Raw genomic sequence first — 17,153 nt, 5'->3', positions numbered from 1 at the left:
TGGACAGAATGTAAATGCTGTTGTAATCGTTGTGCGCACCTGCGGCCGGGGATATGAGAGTCACCAGCACGCGTAACGCGCCTGATTAGTCTAGCCGCAGCCGCCAAGTCAGGTCAAAGCCAAACGAAGAAACCCGTACCTCCGGTTGGTCCCGTGCGTAATGGACGGCCGGTACCGGTAATTCGGCGCCGGGATCCTCCCGCCGAGCTACCGACCTCAGCGGCCTAGAAGTGCGTGCTGCAGTATGGTGCCCGCGATACGGCAAACAGCCTGTCGAGCGTGCCGACGGCGTCCGCCGGGCCGCGGACACCCCCCGCTGCAGAAAGCAGCTGGCCGCTGACGCCGCCCAGGTAGAGAGAGCCGAAAGCGGCAGCATCCATTTCCACGGCCGGTACCCCTGGCGGCAGGGCGTCCCCGGCCTGGAGTTCCGTGACCACCGCGGCACCGGCATCCACCTGCACCAGCCAGCGGCCGGACGCCAGGTCCAGCGAATCAGTGATCCCCAGCACCAGCGCTCCGTCAGCGTCAAACCCGCGGGCCCGCAGCATGGCTGCAGGATCCAGAGCCCGTACCCACAGCTGGTCCTCGTGGGCTTTCACGGCATAACGGCGGCGGTCGGCCAGAGCCCAGGGCAGCGGATCGGCTTCCGGGGCTGCCGGACAGGTAATGCGCTCCACCAGGTCGATGGACCCGAGGAAACGCCACAGTTCCAGCCGGGCGGTGTCATCCACGGCCACCAGGTCCAGCACCTTCAAGGTGTGAGGCTCCGTCTCCCAGGGCAGGAACTTATAGCTGACGTAGCCGTCCGGGGTCCCGGAGGGGCTGTAGTGGATAGCTGCGCGGACATCCTTTTCGGGTTCTGGGAGGTCTCCCCACAACCCTGCTGCACGCTTGGCGTAGCCAACCTGACGCCCGACTGCTCCCCGGGTACGCTCCAGGTGCGCCCGGAAGATCGTCGGTGCCAGGCTCTCCAGCTTTGCCAGGTCGGCAACGGCGGTGGTGCCCGACGGCGGCACGGTGAGTTCCAGCCGGCCGCGGGCATCGACTTCCACTGTCCGTTCGGAGGTCGCCACGCCGAAGCCGAAACGTCCGTAGATCACCGCTTCCGAGGCGGTGAGCGCCGCGGCCGCGAAGCCTTCGTCCTTGGCCCGGCTCAGGTCGGACGTGATCATCTGCCGCAGGATTCCCCGCCGGCGGTGGGTCGGGCGCACTGTCACAGACGTGATCTGGTGGACCGGAAGCAGCGCGCCGCCCGTATTGAGCTCATGGGTCATAGTGGCGTAGGTAGCCACGGGCGCTGCGGGATTCCAGGCGTACTCAGGCGCCTCGTCGTCGTACACGCCCGTCAGCCAGCGCCCGTCCTGCCCGTAGGCCTCGACCACCGCACTGATGTGTTTGGGGTCGTACCGGGCTTCGTGGAACCCCAGGGCTACGGCCTGGAACCAATCGGCGGTCCGCTCGTCAGCGGCGCCCGGCTCCACGGTGGAGAGCGCAGCCTGGAACCTCTCCGTGCGAAGACCTGTTCCTGGTTCCATGACTGCTCCCCCGTTGTGCTGTAGCGGCCATGCTGCAGTGGCCGCGCTGTGTTTGGCAGTGCGCTGTTTGCGCACTGCTTGGTTTGTGTGCCGGGCTAGTGCCCGGCCTCGTGCCAGCTCGCGCCCCAGCCGACCGAGACGTCCAGCGGGACGGACAGGTCAGCGGCACCGGCCATCTGCTCCCGCACCAGTTTCTCCGCCGCGTCGCGCTCACCGGGTGCCACTTCCAGGACCAGTTCGTCATGGACCTGCAGCAGCATACGGGACTTCAGGCCCTGCTTCTTCAGTTCGGCGTCAACGCCCAGCATGGCCTTCTTGATGATGTCCGCTGCCGAACCCTGGATCGGCGCATTCAGTGCCGCCCGCTCCGACATTTCCCGCAGCTGGCGGTTGGTGCTGGCAAGGTCGGGCAGGTAGCGCCGCCGGCCCTCAATCGTGGAGGTGTAGCCATCCTTGCGGGCCTGCTCGACGACGCCGCGCAGGTAGTCGCGCACCGCGCCGAACCGGGTGAAGTAATCGCGCATGAGGGTCCGTGCTTCATCCACGGGAATCGACAGCTGCTTGGACAGGCCGAACGAACTCAGGCCGTACACCAGGCCGTAGGACATGGCCTTGACCTTGGAACGCATGGCACTGGTGACTTCTTCCGGCGGCACACCGAAAATGTGGGAGCCGACGAACCGGTGCAGGTCCTCACCGTCGCGGAAGGCCTGAATCAGGCTTTCGTCGCCGGAAAGGTGCGCCATGATGCGCATTTCGACCTGTGAGTAGTCGGCGGTCAGCAGCGTTTCATAGCCTTCGCCGACTACGAACACCTCGCGGATCCGCCGGCCCTCCTCCGAACGGATCGGAATGTTCTGCAGGTTGGGGTTGATCGAGGACAAACGTCCGGTCGCGGCAACTGTCTGCGCATAGGTGGTGTGGATCCGGCCGTCGTCGGCCACCGCCTTCCGCAGGCCTTCCACCGTCTGGCGCAGCTTGGCGGCATCCCGGTAGGCCAGCAGGTGGGCCAGGAACGGATGGCCGCCCGTCTTGACGATCAGGTCCGCCAGCGCATCGGCGTCGGTGGAGTATCCGGTCTTGATTTTCTTGGTCTTGGGCAGACCGAGTTCCTCGAAGAGCACCACCTGGAGCTGCTTCGGCGAACCGAGGTTGATCTCCTTGCCAATGACCGAAAAGGCCTCTTCCTTGGCCTGGTTAATGGTGAAGCTGAACTGGTCCAGCAGTGCATCCAGCTTCTCGGTGGAGACGGCAATGCCGGCAAGCTCCATTTCGGCCAGCACCTCGGAGAGCGGAAGCTCCAGGCCGCCGAGAAGCTGGTTGGCGCCCCGCTCCACCAGCTGGCCGGCGAAGTGCTCACTGAGCCGCAGGGCGGCAAAAGCCTTGCGGACCGCCGGAGTTGCAGAATCCTCGCCCTCCAGGGACAGCTCCAGCTGGTTCCCGGTATCCGGAGCCGCGTCCAGGGAGAGTTTGAGGTGGGTCAGGCTGAGGTCCGCGAGGTCGTAGCTGCGCCGGTCCGGCTGGATCAGGTAACCCGAAATAGCGGGGTCATCCACCTCGCCCGCCAGGTGCAGTCCACGGCCGGCCAGCAGTTTGTAGGCCGATTTGAAGTCGTGCACCACCTTCGGCGCGTCCTTATCCGCCAGCCAGTCCGCAAGCACCTTCTCCGCGTCGGAGTCGATTTCGGTCAGCGGAACATAAACTGCGGCGTCATCGGTCACGAGCGCAAGGCCCACAGCGTCCCGGGACTCCCCCGCCCCTTCGGTAACCAGTTGAACGGCAGCGGGCGCCTGGTTGGTGGCGTCGAACCAGCCACGAAGCTCCTCGGCGCCGGTAAGGACCACGTGCGCCGGGGGCTCCAGCTCCGGATGACCGGCGGCAGGTTCCTCTTCACCGTAGACGTCGAAAAGCCGCTTGCGGAGCGCATTGAACTGCAGGGCGTCAAAGAGCTCTTCAATCGCGTCGCGGTCCGGACGGCGGGCAGCCATGGCCTCGAGATCCACGGGAAGCTCAAGGTCCCGCAGCAGCCGGTTCAGGCGGCGGTTGCGCTTGACGTCTTCAATGTTGGCGCGGAGGGAATCGCCCACCTTGCCCTTGATCTCATCCAGGTGCTCCAGGATGCCTTCGAGCCCCCCGTACTGCTTGATCCATTTGGCGGCGGTCTTCGGTCCCACTCCGGGAACGCCGGGCAGGTTGTCCGCGGACTCCCCCACCAGCGCGGCCAGGTCGGAGTACTTGTCCGGCGGAACCAGGTACTTCTCTTCGACGGCCGCGGCATCCATGCGGGGCAGATCGGAGACGCCCTTTTTGGGGTAAAAGACGGTGACGTTGTCGTTAACCAGCTGGAAAGCGTCCCGGTCACCGGAGACCACCATGACGTCCCAGTTCCTGGCGGCTGCCTGTTCGGAGAGGGTGGCCAGGATGTCGTCCGCTTCATACCCGTCCAGGGAGATGGTGGGAATCCGCATGGCTTCCATGACCTTGATGATCAGGTCCACCTGGCCATGGAACTCTTCGGGGGTCTTGTTGCGCCCGCCCTTGTATTCGGAGTATTCCTCGGTGCGGAACGTGGGGGTGTCCAGGTCGAACGCCACGGCGATGTGGGTCGGTTCCTCGTTCTTGATCAGGTTGATCAGCATGGAGGTGAACCCGTACACGGCGTTGGTGTGCTGTCCGGTATCCGTGGAAAAGTTCTCCGCCGGCAGGGCGTAGAAGGCGCGGAAGGCCATGGAATGCCCGTCGATCACGAGAAGGCGGTTGTGGCCGGCTGCGTTTACGGTGCCCAGGGGTGCGGCGGTTGCGTCCGGACCGGATTCCATGCCGCCGGAGGGAGCAGAGACCGCGTGGCTTCCCACGGGGGCATCTGCCGCGGTGTCCGGCTGTACGGCATCTTCCTCAGTTTCCAGGAGGCCGGTAAGGGACTCTTCGGGGTTGGGAACGGAATCAGAGACGGGGGCAGCGGCCAGTTTGGCAGTTTCACTCACAGATGCAAGCCTAGTGGGCATGAGCGACATTTTCACGCCGGGCCAGGCTGGTCCCGCCGAGGGTGAGTACCCCCGCCTGCAGGAATTGATTGATGCCGGCGTTCCTGCCGAGCTCCACCCGTGGCTGGGGGAATCCGGTGTGGGTGCCCTGGTTGTGCGGATGGGAATCCGCTTCCTGGAAATGTCCCCCGCCCGTATGGTGGCAACGATGCCGGTGGAGGGCAACGAGCAGGTCGCCGGGATTCTCCACGGCGGCGCCCATGCGGTACTGGCGGAAACCCTGGGTTCCTTCGCCGCATCCATCCATGCCGGACCCGGGAAGTACGCCGTCGGCATTGAAATCAGTGCAACCCATCACCGGTCGGTGTCCTCCGGCCTGGTGACCGGCACCGCAACCGCTCTCCATCTGGGCGGCACCCTCACCACCCACGAAGTCGTGATGACGGACAGCGAAGGCCGCAGGCTTTCCACCGCCCGCATCACCAACCTGATCCGTGAGGTCAGGTAGCGGCAGCTTCGGGAACTGGCAGTGCTTCAGACCTGCAGTCCCGTGCGCCCCGGCGGGCTGCCCAGTTCGACGTCGATCACCCGGTCTGCGCAGGGCAGTTCAACGCGCCGGGTATGGGTCTGCCCGCTGGGTTCCACGACTGTGAGCACATACCTGCCGGGTCCCGGCAGTGGCAGCTCGAAGGTGCCGTCCCGGCCGGACCGGGCAGCTGCCGGAGGGTCCCCGGCTCCCTTGACCAGCAGGACCAGGGCATTGCGAACCGGCCGGCTGCCGTGCCGGATCCGGCCCTCCAGCAGCAGCCGCTGGTGAAACTGGATGTCATGCGGAGCCGCTGTCCCGGGGAACTCCAGAACCTCGGCAACGGGACGCCAGCGCGCGTGCGCTGCGATGAAGATGTACCGTCCCGGCCCCGGCAGGACGACCACATAGGTTCCGTGCTCATCACTGCGGTCCCAGTCCACCGGTGAGCCCCCGCTGTCCGTCACCGTGACGGTTCCCTGGTCCAGCGGCGCCCGGCCGCCGGCGGGCCGGAGCACACCGCTGAGCAGGATTTCGTGCTTCCCGGCCGGAGCAGGACCCGTGCCCGGGGCTGCGGAGTAAAGGTCGGGGTGGGTGGCTTCGCGGTGCCGTGATTTGGGAATCAGCACGGACACGGCGGCGCCCGCAGCAGCGGTGAGGCCGGCAAGGATGAAGATCAGCCGAAAAGCTTCCAGATCGGGAAAGACCCGTCCGCCGATCTCCACGGTGACGGACGCCAGAATCACGGCCACGGCCGCACTGCAGGTGGAGGTTCCCACGGAACGGAGCAGGGTGTTGAGCCCGTTGGCGGCAGCGGTGTCCGTCCTGGGAGAGTTGCTCATCACGATGGTTGGCATCGCGGCCATCGCCATCGCAGTGCCGATAGAAATGATGACGGCTCCAACGATGATGCCCAGGATGGTTTCCACCAGTACAACCCGCAGCAGGTAACCCGCCGCCATCACCGTGCACCCCGCCACCATGGTCACCTTGGCACCAAAGCTGTTGGTTAGCCGCGCGGACACCGGTGAAATGGCCACCATTGCCAGGCCGGCCGGAATCATGGCCAGCCCGGCCACCAGGACGCTCAGCCCAAATCCGAATCCCGTGACCCGGGAGAGCTGCAGCTGCTGGGTGGTGACGAGCATGTTCGCGTACATGGAAAATCCGACCAGCACGGACGCTATGTTGACCAGGAGAACCGGCCGCCGTGCCGAGGTCCGCAAATCGATCAGCGGCTGCCCGCTGCGCAGCTCATGGGGGAACCAAGCGGCCAGCAGCACCGCACATGCTGCGAACAGTCCCAGCACGATGTCACTGGTCCAGCCCCAAACCCCGCCCTTGGAGATCGCCAGCAGCAGTGCCGTCATGGCCCCGGACAGCAGGACCGCTCCAAAATAGTCGAACCTGCCATGAGTCCGGACTGTGGATTCAGGCACGTAAAAGTAGACGGCGGCGGTGAGGATCAGTGCGATCAGCGCCACCACCCAGAACGTTGCCTGCCAACCCAGATTCTCATAGGTAAAACCGGCCATCGGCAGTCCCAGGGCGCTGCCGATTCCGAAACTCGCGCTCATCAGCGAGACGGCGCCGGCAACCCGGCGCTGTGGAAGGGTGTCCCGCAGGATACTGATGCCAATCGGAATGACTGCACCGGCAAAACCCTGCAGGGTCCGGCCCACCAGGGCAGCGGTGAAGGTGCCTCCAACCGCGGCAGTGAATCCGCCCGCCACCATCATGATCAGGGCCACCAGAAGCATTCGTTTCTTGCCGAACATGTCCGCGAGCCGGGACACCACCGGAGTGGCCACTGCAGCGCTGAGCAGGGTAACGGTGACCAGCCAGGACACATCGTCGCTGCTGACGCCAAAGATGCGGGGATATTCGGGGAGGAGGGGCACCACGGCGGTTTTTTCCAGGGAAACCACGATCCCGCCGCAGCCCAGGATCGCGGTGATCAGCCAATACGGCGCACCCGGCTGCCTGGGCCCCTGCCCGGAGACCGGTTCGTCCTGCATGGTTTGTTGTGGCACAGGACCTCCACACGGCGCGGGGTTCACGGCGGACAGCGCCGCCTCCAGAAGCGGGCCCTCGGCCCGCTGGGTTCTATGCCCGGTTAACCGTGATCTTGCGTCCTGATCCGCCGTCTTCGGCTACCGGGACCCTGACTTCCAGGACGCCGTCGTGGTAGGACGCCGATACACCGTCCGGGTTGGCTCCGGGCGGCAGCTGGATGTCCCGGGTAAAGGAGCCGTACTTGAATTCGGACCGGTAACCGTTCCGGGACTTCTGTTCCTCGCTTTCCCGGCGTTCACCCCGGATCCGGAGTGTTCCCTCGGTAACGCTCACATCGAGATCCTTTTCCGGATCAATGCTGGGCAGCTCCGCGCGGACCACCATGGTTGGACCGTCCCGGTACTCCTCCACCCGGAAGGCAGGAACGTCCCAGTCCCCCTCGAAGAGCCGGCGCATGGGCTCAGGCAGTTCAAAACGGTCGCGTCGGGTCAGTCCAGCCATGGGGTCTCCTCCGGTGGCCCGCGTTTTGCAGTGGAACCGGGTCATGGACGAACCGGATAACCTGGCTGCCGCGGGGTGGATAGTGCGGTCAGCCTACCGGGAGCCGGCGGCTCGCTCAACGGTCCCGGCACCTAACCGGCGGCCCGCCGTCGAACCCGTCAGCATGGACGCACAGCCGCCGGATTTACGGGCGGGTTACCGCGCAGATACCTAGTAATGGCTGATGGGCTGCGCGTATAGTCAGGAAGCGCGCGCACCCTGTGGGGACTCGAAACAGCCGCTCACCACGGCCCATGCAGTCGGGACACTCCCATTCGAGAGGTCGATGTCATGCCGCAGAATGATCCGCAGGACTTCCTTAGCGTCAATCCGGTTTTCTCCCGTGCCGGGGAGGCTACCCAGGTCTCCAAGACCCGGATTCCCCAAGGGGAAATGGCACCCGAAACCGCTTACCAGATTGTCCACGACGAGACGATGCTCGACGGCAATGCGCGGCTGAACCTGGCCACCTTCGTCAGCACCTGGATGGACAGCCAGGCGGACCGGCTGTACGCCGAAACCTATGACAAAAACATGATCGATAAGGACGAGTATCCGCAGACGGCTGCGATCGAGCAGTACTGCTGGAAGATGCTCGCCGGCCTGTGGAACTCCCCCGATCCCACCGGAACGATCGGTACCTCCACCATCGGGTCTTCCGAGGCCTGCATGCTCGGCGGGCTGGCGTTCAAACGGCTCTGGCAGCACAAGCGGCGCAGTGAAGGAAAATCCACGGAGAAGCCAAACCTTGTTATGAGTTCCGCCGTCCAGGTCTGCTGGGAGAAGTTCTGCAACTATTTCGACATCGAACCCCGCCTTGTGCCCATCAGTGAGGAGCATAAGTGCCTGGACGGTTTCGAACTCGAAAAGTACATCGATGAAAACACCATCGGTGTTGTTGCGATTATGGGTGTGACCTATACCGGCATGTATGAACCCGTGAAGGCGATTGCGGCGAAGCTCGACGAAATCCAGGCGTCCACCGGACTGGATATCCCGATCCATGTGGATGCTGCCTCCGGCGGAATGATCGCACCATTTATCCAGCCGGAGCTGGAATGGGATTTCCAGCTCGAACGGGTCCACTCAATCTCGACGTCCGGCCACAAATACGGCCTCGTTTATCCAGGCCTGGGCTGGGTTGTCTGGCGCGAACGGCAGTGGCTGCCGGAAGACCTCATCTTCTACGTGAGCTACCTCGGCGGCGACATGCCAACCTTCGCACTGAACTTCTCGCGGCCCGGTGCCCAGGTGGTTTTGCAGTTCTACCTGTTCCTGCGGCTTGGCTTCGAGGGCTACAAGAAGGTGCAGCAGGCCAGCCAGGACGTTGCACTGTTCCTCTCCCGCGGGATCAGCGAAATCGGCCCATTTGAACTCTGGAATGACGGCTCGGACATCCCCGTGTTCGCCTGGCGGCTCAAGGAGGGCCACACGGACCGCTGGACGCTGTATAACCTGGCGGACCGGCTGCGGACCAAGGGCTGGCTGGTCCCGGCCTATCCCCTGCCGGCCAATCTTCAGAACCTGACCGTGGAGCGGATCGTCGTGCGCAACGGGCTCAGCATGGATTTGGCAGGCAGGCTGCTGGACGACATCCGGGAGGAGACCTCCTACCTGAACAACCTGAGCGCCCCGATGCCCTCGGAGCGGAAGCATCCGGGATTCCACCACTAACCCGAGGAGGTGGGTGGGATGAGCGATTCCACAACATCCACGCCGAACAAGAAGGGCCGGGCAGCGCAGACAGCCACCATCACCGTCGGAGCGCTCGCGGTCATGAACATCGTTGCAGTGGTCAGTCTCCGCGGGCTGCCGGCTGAAGCTGAGTATGGCCTGAGTTCGATTTTCTACTATGTCTTCGCGGCCATTGTTTTCCTGATTCCGGTTTCCATTGTCGCGGCAGAGCTGGCCACCGGGTGGCCTGAAACCGGAGGCGTTTTCCGCTGGGTAGGTGAGGCCTTCGGGCCGCGGTGGGCGTTCCTGGCCATGTTTATGCTCTTTATCGAGGTGACTTTCTGGTTCCCCACCGTCCTCACCTTCGGGGCCGTTTCCCTGGCCTATACCGGCACAGACCAAAGTCTTGACGCACAGCTGTCCGGAAACAAAGCATTTGTTCTGGCAGTGGTGCTGATTGTTTACTGGCTGGCTACGTTCATCGCCTTCCGCGGAGCGGCGGCTTTCTCCAAGGTGGCCCAGTGGGGCGGGATCATCGGCACCCTGATTCCGGCCGCCATCCTCATCGTGCTGGGCTTCGCCTACTTCTTCGCCGGAAACACTCCCCAGATCGAACTTGGCTGGGGCGAGCTCATTCCGGACTTCTCCAACTTCGCCAACGTGGTGCTGGCCGCCAGCATTTTTCTCTTTTACGCCGGCATGGAAATGAACGCCATCCATGTCAAGGACGTCAAGAACTCAAACCGCAACTACCCGCTGGCCGTCCTGATCGCCGCTGCGGGAACGGTGGTGATATTCGTGCTGGGCACGCTGGCGATCGCGTTCGTCGTTCCCCAGGCGGACATCAACCTCACCCAGAGCCTGCTGACCTCCTACAACGACATGTTCGAATGGGCCGGGCTGGGCTGGGCCGGTCCGATCGTCGCCGGCATGCTCCTCATCGGGGTGCTGGCCGGCGTGGTGACCTGGGTTGCCGGACCCTCCAGCGGCCTGCTGGCGGTCGCCAAGGCCGGATACCTGCCAAGATTCTGGCAGTACACGAACAAGCATGGGATGGGCACCCACATTCTGCTGTTCCAGGCAATGCTGGTCACGGCCCTGGGCATCGTCTACGTGGTGCTGCCCTCGGTGCAGGCGGCCTACCAGATCCTCAGCCAGCTCACGGTGATCCTCTACCTGATCATGTACCTGCTGATGTTCGCTGCAGCGATGTACCTCCGCTACAGCCAGCCCCACCGGCCGCGGCCCTACCGTGTGCCCGGAGGCGCTGCCGGGATGTGGATTTTCGGTGGCGTCGGTTTCCTGGGTTCGCTGATGGCCTTTGCCTTCAGCTTTATCCCGCCGGACCAGATTGCGGTGGGTTCGCCGCTGACCTATGTCGGCATCCTGGTGGGAGGGGCAGCGGTGCTGGTGACCGTTCCCTTCGTCATCTACGCGCTGCGCAAACCGCACTGGCGGGATCCTGACACCGTGTTCGTGCCGTTCACCTGGCAGCTGGAGAACAAGCATCCGGGAATTGTTAACGAGTCTTCGGTCGCCACGCCGGACCTGACCCGGCAGTGGGAAGAGCAGACGCCCGGGACTCCCGGCGGAGATTCCGCCGGACCTCAACCTGATGCCGGTCCGGCAGGCGGGAGCACAAAGGCATGAACATTGATGATGCAGCCATCCAGGCAGCGGTGAGCACCGCGCACCGGGACCAAGCCGGTGAGCACGGCGGAAAAAATGCCAGCTACATCCCGTATCTGGCATCGGTCGATCCGGCTTTGTTCGGGGTCAGTGTGGTGACCGCTGACGGCCGGGTTTTCGAAGCAGGTGACGCCCGTTTTGAATTCGCGCTGGAGTCAATTTCCAAGGTCTTTTCCATGGCCGTGGCGATGGGCGACGTCGGCCTGCAGGAATTCCACGACAAGGTGGGAGCGGACCCCACCGGAGAGCCCTTCAACTCGGTAATCAGTGTTGTCCTGCACGGTGACACGCCCGTCTCTCCCCTGGTTAATGCTGGTGCCATGTCGACGGTTTCCCTGATCACGGCGGACGGCCCGGAACAACGCTGGGAGCGGATCCTCGCGGCTCAGGGTGCCTTCGCGGGGCGGAGGATCACCCTCAGCGATGCCGTTAATGATTCAGAGCAGTCCACGAACTTCCACAACCGTGCCATCGCGTGGCTGCTGTATTCGGGCGGCACCATGTATTCGGATCCGATGGAAGCCTGCGATGTCTACACCCGCCAGTGCTCAACACTGGTCACCACGGTTGACCTGGCCACCATGGGTGCCACCATCGCGGCCCGGGGCACCAACCCGGTCACCAGGGAACAGGTCATCTCCAACCCGGCTTTGGTTCCCCCCATGCTTGCCGAAATGACCATGGAAGGTCTCTACACTGCGTCCGGAGACTGGGCCTACCGCGTTGGGCTGCCGGGCAAATCGGGAGTCGGTGGCGGTGTGCTCGCCATCATGCCCGGGGTTCTGGCCATCGCGGCGTTCTCGCCGCCCCTGGACCCCGCGGGCAACAGTGTGCGTGGGCTCAAGGCTGTCGCGCAGATCGCTGACGCCCTGAACCTGAATCTCTACAACGCTCAGGACTACGCCACCTAGCTGTGACCGGCACGGCCGGGCGGGCGGAACAGACCGGACTGCGGCGGGGAGGAGCGAACGGCCCCCGTCGCAGTTCGCTGCCGGGGTGCGGCGAACCAGGGGCCGCAGCCTGGGGCCGCGGTCATGAACGTATCCGGAGCCTCAGCTGAGCGGACGGATACCGTAATCTGCAGAAATTGCTTCTGCCGCCTGCACCAGGCGGGGAAGGATCAGATCACCCAGGCAGGACTCTGCGCGGTGATGCGGGTGCAGTGAAACGTTGGCCGCTGCCACCACCTGGTTTCCGCGGCGAATCGGCACGGCCACACCGCTGAGCCCTTCCTCGAATTCTTCGCGCACCACGGCCCAGCCCCGGGCACGCACGCTGGCGAGTTCCTCATCGAGCCGGCGGCGGTCCGCAACCGTGTTTACTGTGTACCGCCGGATCTCAGAGCGGTCCAACCGGGACTGGCGGTCTTCAGGGTCGAGGTGGGACAGCAGCACCCGGCCCATGGACGTGGCCCACGCCGGGAAACGGGTGCCAACGTGCACTGCGACGCTGAGCAGACGGGGAGCGGTGACCCGCGCGACGTACACCACGTGCTCGCCGTCGAGAATACAGACGGACGCGGTCTCCTGCAGATCGGCCGATAGCGACTTCAGGTGCGGTTCCGCGATGGCCGGGAGTGTGAGGTTGGCGAGGAACGCCGATCCGATGTTCAGGGAGCGGGGTGCCAGCTGGAAGCGGACTCCGTCCGAGGACAGGTAGCCAAGCTCGGTAAGGGTCAGCAGGAACCGGCGGGCTGCTGCACGGCTCAGGTCCGCCGCAGCGGCCACCTCGCTCACGCTTTGGGCCGGAGCCTCCTCCGTGAAGGCATCCAGGACGGCGAAGGTCTTTTCAACCGATTTGACGTACCAGCTGCTGCTGTCCCCGGCCATGTGCCCGTCCCTGCCCATCCGCCCGCCCCTGCCTCGTTGCCCCGCCGGGCCAGCCTGCGGGCCCGAAGCCGATCCTAGCCGACCAGGGCAGGCAGCGGCGCCCGCGAAACGATATCTGCGCTGGTCAGGAGCGTGCGGTGCCGCTCGTCAGAAACTGTGAGGCGAGCCGGACCGGAGCGTTGGGTGCCCCGTATCCCTCGTAGAACGGACGCCGTTCCAGCACTTCAAAAAAGACGTTGCCCACGGTGGAGGTATAGAAGTGCAGGAATTCGCCGTCGCCGTCCCGGTCATAGAGCAGGTTCAGCTCCCGCAGTGTGGAGAGGAATTCCGGATCGAGGCCAAAGCGGGCGTCGAGGTCCTCATAGTAGTTGCCCGGAACCGGGAGGAACTCCAGGCCGCGCGCGGCGGCGGTGCGGGCCACGCTGATCAGGTCGGTGCAGGCGAACGCGACGTGCTGAGGGTAGCCGGACCCATCGCCCGCGTCATCGAAAACGGGCGGCGCGATGTTCAGGGCGATCCGCACCGCTCCGTCGCTGCTGCGCATCACCTGGCTGCGGACCAGGCCCATGGGGCTGGGCACTTCCACGCTGGGGCGGGTAGACAGGCCCAGGGTGGAATCGTAGAAAAGGACGGCCTCATCGAAGTGCTGCCACGGCTGGGACAGGTTCACGTGGTCGATTGCCGTCACTGGTCCCGGTGCCGGCAGCGGGCTGCCGGTGCCGAACTCGGCGCTCCAGGCCGGTTCACCCTCGGTGGCCTGGCAGAGAATGATCTCGGTCCCGTCGGGAGCGGCAACCACCTGCAGAACTTCCTCGTTGGCCTGGCTGCGCCGCGAGACGGGCGTTGCTTTCAGCTGCAGGGCCCGTGAGGCGGCGGCGGCAGCGTCCGGTACATCAAGGCCAATCGCCGATATTCCCGGTTCCAGTCCCGTTGCCTGCTGACCGTTGATGATCATGCGGACCCCGTTCTGCGTCCACAGTTCCACGGCCTTGGTGCGGTGGCTGCCCTGGCAGGTGAAACCCAGCTGATGAAGCAGGTTGCGGACCTGGACCGGGTCGCCGGCCTTGACCTCGGCGAAGCTGAAGCCCAGGGGTTCTCCAACGCCCGGAAGCGTGGCCAGTTCCATCCGACCCTTGCCGTTTCCCTCCTCGGCGAGATGCAGGGAGGTGCGTTCCGCCAGCCGGATGAGGGAACGCATGGCGTCCACTGCGGTGCGTTCCTCGGCTGCCTGCCGGAACACGTCGTTAAAGATCTCCAGCGAGACCGGGCCGTTGTAGCCGCTGCGGACCAGGTGACCCATGAAGGTCACCAAATCAAAGGCGCCTTCGCCGGGGAAGACCCGGTAGTGGCGGCTCCAGGACAACACATCCATGGACAGTTCGGGCGCGTCGGCAAGCTGGACGAAGAAGATTTTCTCCGCAGGCATCTTCTCTATCGCTGCCGGATCCCAGCGCCGGGACAGGATGTGGAAGCTGTCCAGGCAGGTCCCCACGTTGGGGTGATCTGCCAGTTCCACGATCCGCCAGGCATGCTCGAAGTCACTGACGTACCGGCCCCAGGCCAGCGCTTCATAGGCCAGCCGGATTCCGTACCGGGCGGCCAGGGTGCCCATGCTCCGCAGCTGGGACGCCGCAACGGCGTCGTCATCGATGGTCGCCGTGGCCACGTTGCTGCAGACCAGCATGGTGTCGATCCCCAGCCGCTGCATCAGGCGGAACTTGGCTTCCGCGCGCCGCAGGTTCTGCTCCAGGAGATCTTCGGAGACTCCTTCAAAGTCCCGGAAGGGCTGGTAGAGGTCCAGGGTCAGGCCGAGGCTGGACGCCAGGGCGCGGATTTCCTCGGGACTGGACGGGCTGACGACCAGATCCTGTTCGAAGATCTCCACACCGTCGAATCCGGCGGCCGCGCAGGCACGCAGTTTGTCCTCAAGCGTGCCGCTGAGGCAGACCGTGGCGATGGAGGTGCGCATTAGCGTTCCCTTCGGAGGCAGACTCAGAGTCCGCTGTTGATCATGTCGAGGAAGTGGGCCCGCATGCGGGCGGCATCCGGGCGGACCCCCGTGATGAGCTCGAAGGCATCGACGGCCTGCCCAACGGCCATGTGGCCGCCGTCAAGAACCCGGCAGCCCCTGGCCTCCGCGGCGGCAACCAGTTCGGTGCGGACCGGGCGGTAGATAACATCGGCCACCCACGTCCGCGGAGCGATCAGGGCCGGATCCAGGGGAAGTCCGGGATGGGAGTGCATGCCTATGGGGGTCGCCTGAACGAATCCGTCCGCCTCGGCCAGGACCTTTGGCAGGTCCCCCGGCTCTCCGGCCGTGACCCGGCTTGCCGGGAACAGGGCTGCCAGGGAAGCAGCGCGCTCAGCGGCCCGTGCCGAGTCCAGGTCCACCAGGGTCAGGCGGGCGGCTCCGGCTTTCAGCAGCGCGTAGGCAACGGCGGCGCCCGCTCCGCCTGCACCGAGCTGAACCACCTGGTCCAACTCGGCTCCGGGGAGTCCCTCGGCGAGGGCGCTGCCGAATCCGGAGTAGTCAGTGTTGTGTCCGATAAAGCGGCCGTCCCGGATCAGGACGGTGTTTACGGCGCCCAGCCGGGCGGCGTCGTCGGAGACCTCATCCAGGTGCTCCAGGACCAGCTGCTTACAGGGGTGGGTGATGTTAAAGGCATTAAAGCCCAGGTCCCGCCCGTAGCGGAGCAGGTCCCCGACGGCGGCGGGAGCGTGGCCGTTCAGTGACAGGTCCACGGGCCGGTAGAGATAGAGCATCCCCCGTGCCTGCGCCTCGCGTTCATGCATCGGCGGTGTCAGCGACGCGGTAATGCCGTCCCCGATCAGTCCGACCAGCCAGGACTCGGTGGTGGTGCTCAAGTGATTCTCCCTTCCAGGCCCGGAACCGGGCTAGGCCCACGGTACCGGCCTGTTCATAAAATGCACAACTGTGCGTACAGCGCACACACGATGATTGCATCTGGGTATGGCGTGGGTTACATTATGGTGTTCTGTTCGCATGAAGTACCACTGTGCGATAACCGCACATATCACTGGAGGCCCCATGAGCACTGCGCCCCCCAACGCCGCTGCAGTCACCGCCAAAACCCCGAAGAAGGCTGCTGCGGCAAGCTTCATGGGCAGCGCGGTTGAGTACTACGACTTCTTCATCTTCGGCACGGCCGCGTCACTGATCTTTCCGCACGTTTTCTTCCCCGACGCAGATGCTCAGGCCAGCATCATGTCGCTGGCAACCTTTGGCTTCGCCTACATTGCCCGGCCGGTCGGCGCCGTCGTCCTGGGCCACTTCGGGGACCGCGTGGGCAGGCAGAAGATCCTGATGTTCACGCTGGTGCTGATGGGCGGTTCCACCTTCCTCATTGGCTGCCTCCCAACGTTCAGCACCATCGGCTGGTGGGCTCCCACCCTCCTCGTTCTCTGCCGCCTCGCACAGGGCCTTTCCGCCGCCGGGGAGCAGGCCGGCGCCAGTTCCATGACCCTGGAACACGCCCCGGACGGGCGCCGCGCGTTCTTTACCTCCTGGACCCTGACCGGAACCCAGGGCGGCCAGATCCTCGCCGCCATGGTGTTTATCCCCGTTGTCGCACTGCCCGATGAGATTAAGTACGGCATCGGCTGGCGCATCCCGTTCTGGCTGTCCGCCGTTGTGGTCCTGGTGACCTTCTTTATCCGCCGTTCACTGCATGAGACGCCGACGTTCCAGGAAGCCAAGGCGAACAACCAGATCGCCAAGCTGCCGGTGAGTGACCTGATGAAGCACCATTGGCGGGACGTGCTGCGGGTTATCTGCTGCGCCTTCATTGCCGCCGTTTCCACGGTATACGGCACGCTTGCGATCAAGTACGGCACAGAGGTGGGCAACGTTGATGCCACCATCACGCTCTGGCTGGTGGTCGCCGGCAACATCGCCGCACTGTTCACCCAGCCGTTCTTCGGCATGGCGGCGGACCGGTTCGGCCGCAAGCCGGTCTTCATCTATGGCGCAGTAGCCAGTGCAGTGGTGATGCCGTTCTACCTGCTGTCGATGGAATCCGGGAACGCGCTGCTGCAGTTCACCCTGTCCGTGGTGGTCTTCGGCTGCGGCTACGCGGCGGCGAACGCCGTCTGGCCGTCCTTCTATGCCGAAATGTTCAGCGCGCGCGTCCGCTTCTCCGGGCTGGCCATCGGCACGCAGCTCGGCTTCCTCATGGCCGGATTCGCCCCGTCGATCGTCGCGGCACTCGGGGGCCTGGAGCCCGGTGGCTGGAAAGTCATCAGCTGGTTCACCGCGGCCATCTGCCTGACCGCAGTTATCTCCGCGCTCACCGCCAAAGAGACGTCCAAAATTCCGACGGCGGAGCTCGGTCTGCGCTGA

General features: G+C 64.7%; 12 protein-coding genes. 5 read left to right on the top strand and 7 right to left on the bottom strand.

The window, feature by feature from the left end:
* Positions 1-224 precede the first annotated feature (224 nt).
* Both H9639_RS01875 and polA read right to left on the bottom strand, forming a co-directional pair.
* Entirely contained in the window at positions 225-1,535 is a 1,311-nt protein-coding gene (locus tag H9639_RS01875; RefSeq protein WP_191806438.1) for a GNAT family N-acetyltransferase, read from the bottom strand.
* A 95-nt stretch (positions 1,536-1,630) separates the two neighbouring features.
* On the bottom strand, positions 1,631-4,264 hold the full coding sequence (gene polA, locus H9639_RS01870; RefSeq protein ID WP_404799717.1) for a DNA polymerase I: 2,634 nt from the start codon (positions 4,262-4,264) through the stop codon (positions 1,631-1,633).
* Positions 4,265-4,538: 274 nt separating this feature from the next.
* Here polA and H9639_RS01865 point away from each other — a divergent pair, with 274 nt between their 5' ends.
* Complete coding sequence (locus H9639_RS01865; protein ID WP_191806436.1) at positions 4,539-5,027, top strand: PaaI family thioesterase; 489 nt, start codon at positions 4,539-4,541, stop codon at positions 5,025-5,027.
* A gap of 26 nt (positions 5,028-5,053) precedes the next feature.
* Here H9639_RS01865 and H9639_RS01860 read toward each other — a convergent pair whose 3' ends face one another.
* Together H9639_RS01860 and H9639_RS01855 are read right to left on the bottom strand one after the other, a co-directional pair.
* Positions 5,054-7,078, bottom strand: a complete 2,025-nt coding sequence (locus tag H9639_RS01860; protein WP_318241946.1) for an MFS transporter — start codon at positions 7,076-7,078, stop codon at positions 5,054-5,056.
* Positions 7,079-7,151: 73 nt separating this feature from the next.
* Positions 7,152-7,562, bottom strand: coding sequence for an Hsp20/alpha crystallin family protein (locus tag H9639_RS01855; protein WP_191806435.1), 411 nt, complete (start codon positions 7,560-7,562; stop codon positions 7,152-7,154).
* A 330-nt stretch (positions 7,563-7,892) separates the two neighbouring features.
* On the opposite strand from H9639_RS01855, the gene H9639_RS01850 reads away from it, so the two are divergent.
* From H9639_RS01850 to glsA, 3 genes are read left to right on the top strand one after another with little or no spacing between them, the layout of a single operon-like run.
* A complete protein-coding gene (locus H9639_RS01850; RefSeq protein WP_191806434.1) occupies positions 7,893-9,275 on the top strand; it encodes a glutamate decarboxylase in 1,383 nt (460 codons plus the stop codon).
* A gap of 18 nt (positions 9,276-9,293) precedes the next feature.
* Entirely contained in the window at positions 9,294-10,925 is a 1,632-nt protein-coding gene (gadC, locus tag H9639_RS01845; protein WP_191806433.1) for a putative glutamine/gamma-aminobutyrate antiporter GadC, read from the top strand.
* Complete coding sequence (gene glsA / locus H9639_RS01840) at positions 10,922-11,875, top strand: glutaminase A (protein ID WP_191806432.1); 954 nt, start codon at positions 10,922-10,924, stop codon at positions 11,873-11,875. The genes gadC and glsA overlap by 4 nt, the downstream gene beginning before the upstream one ends.
* Positions 11,876-12,016: 141 nt before the next feature.
* On the opposite strand, the gene H9639_RS01835 is transcribed toward glsA, so the two are convergent.
* The 3 genes from H9639_RS01835 to H9639_RS01825 all read right to left on the bottom strand — a co-directional run bounded on the left by H9639_RS01835 (position 12,017) and on the right by H9639_RS01825 (position 15,658).
* Positions 12,017-12,793 (bottom strand): IclR family transcriptional regulator domain-containing protein, encoded by a 777-nt coding sequence (locus H9639_RS01835; protein ID WP_191806431.1) that lies wholly within the window; start codon positions 12,791-12,793, stop codon positions 12,017-12,019.
* A gap of 124 nt (positions 12,794-12,917) precedes the next feature.
* A complete protein-coding gene (locus tag H9639_RS01830; protein WP_191806430.1) occupies positions 12,918-14,762 on the bottom strand; it encodes a bifunctional sugar phosphate isomerase/epimerase/4-hydroxyphenylpyruvate dioxygenase family protein in 1,845 nt (614 codons plus the stop codon).
* 23 nt (positions 14,763-14,785) lie between these two features.
* The gene (locus tag H9639_RS01825; RefSeq protein WP_191806429.1) at positions 14,786-15,658 is read right to left on the bottom strand and encodes a shikimate dehydrogenase; all 873 of its coding nucleotides are present in this window, start codon (positions 15,656-15,658) and stop codon (positions 14,786-14,788) included.
* A gap of 184 nt (positions 15,659-15,842) precedes the next feature.
* On the opposite strand from H9639_RS01825, the gene H9639_RS01820 reads away from it, so the two are divergent.
* On the top strand, positions 15,843-17,153 hold the full coding sequence (locus H9639_RS01820) for an MFS transporter (protein WP_191806428.1): 1,311 nt from the start codon (positions 15,843-15,845) through the stop codon (positions 17,151-17,153).

The sequence above is a fragment of the Arthrobacter gallicola genome, assembly GCF_014836775.1.
In the GTDB taxonomy this organism is placed as follows: domain Bacteria; phylum Actinomycetota; class Actinomycetes; order Actinomycetales; family Micrococcaceae; genus Arthrobacter_B; species Arthrobacter_B gallicola.
This window is presented reverse-complemented; position numbering and strand designations above follow the sequence as displayed.

What these genes read in the sequence shown, in the direction of transcription:
- H9639_RS01875 (WP_191806438.1), bottom strand. Translation starts at nt 1,535, where the DNA reads ATGGAACCAGGAACAGGTCTTCGCACGGAGAGGTTCCAGGCTGCGCTC.
- polA (WP_404799717.1), bottom strand. Translation starts at nt 4,264, where the DNA reads ATGGCCTTCCGCGCCTTCTACGCCCTGCCGGCGGAGAACTTTTCCACG.
- H9639_RS01865 (WP_191806436.1), top strand. Translation starts at nt 4,539, where the DNA reads ATGAGCGACATTTTCACGCCGGGCCAGGCTGGTCCCGCCGAGGGTGAG.
- H9639_RS01855 (WP_191806435.1), bottom strand. Translation starts at nt 7,562, where the DNA reads ATGGCTGGACTGACCCGACGCGACCGTTTTGAACTGCCTGAGCCCATG.
- H9639_RS01850 (WP_191806434.1), top strand. Translation starts at nt 7,893, where the DNA reads ATGCCGCAGAATGATCCGCAGGACTTCCTTAGCGTCAATCCGGTTTTC.
- gadC (WP_191806433.1), top strand. Translation starts at nt 9,294, where the DNA reads ATGAGCGATTCCACAACATCCACGCCGAACAAGAAGGGCCGGGCAGCG.
- glsA (WP_191806432.1), top strand. Translation starts at nt 10,922, where the DNA reads ATGAACATTGATGATGCAGCCATCCAGGCAGCGGTGAGCACCGCGCAC.
- H9639_RS01835 (WP_191806431.1), bottom strand. Translation starts at nt 12,793, where the DNA reads ATGGCCGGGGACAGCAGCAGCTGGTACGTCAAATCGGTTGAAAAGACC.
- H9639_RS01830 (WP_191806430.1), bottom strand. Translation starts at nt 14,762, where the DNA reads ATGCGCACCTCCATCGCCACGGTCTGCCTCAGCGGCACGCTTGAGGAC.
- H9639_RS01820 (WP_191806428.1), top strand. Translation starts at nt 15,843, where the DNA reads ATGAGCACTGCGCCCCCCAACGCCGCTGCAGTCACCGCCAAAACCCCG.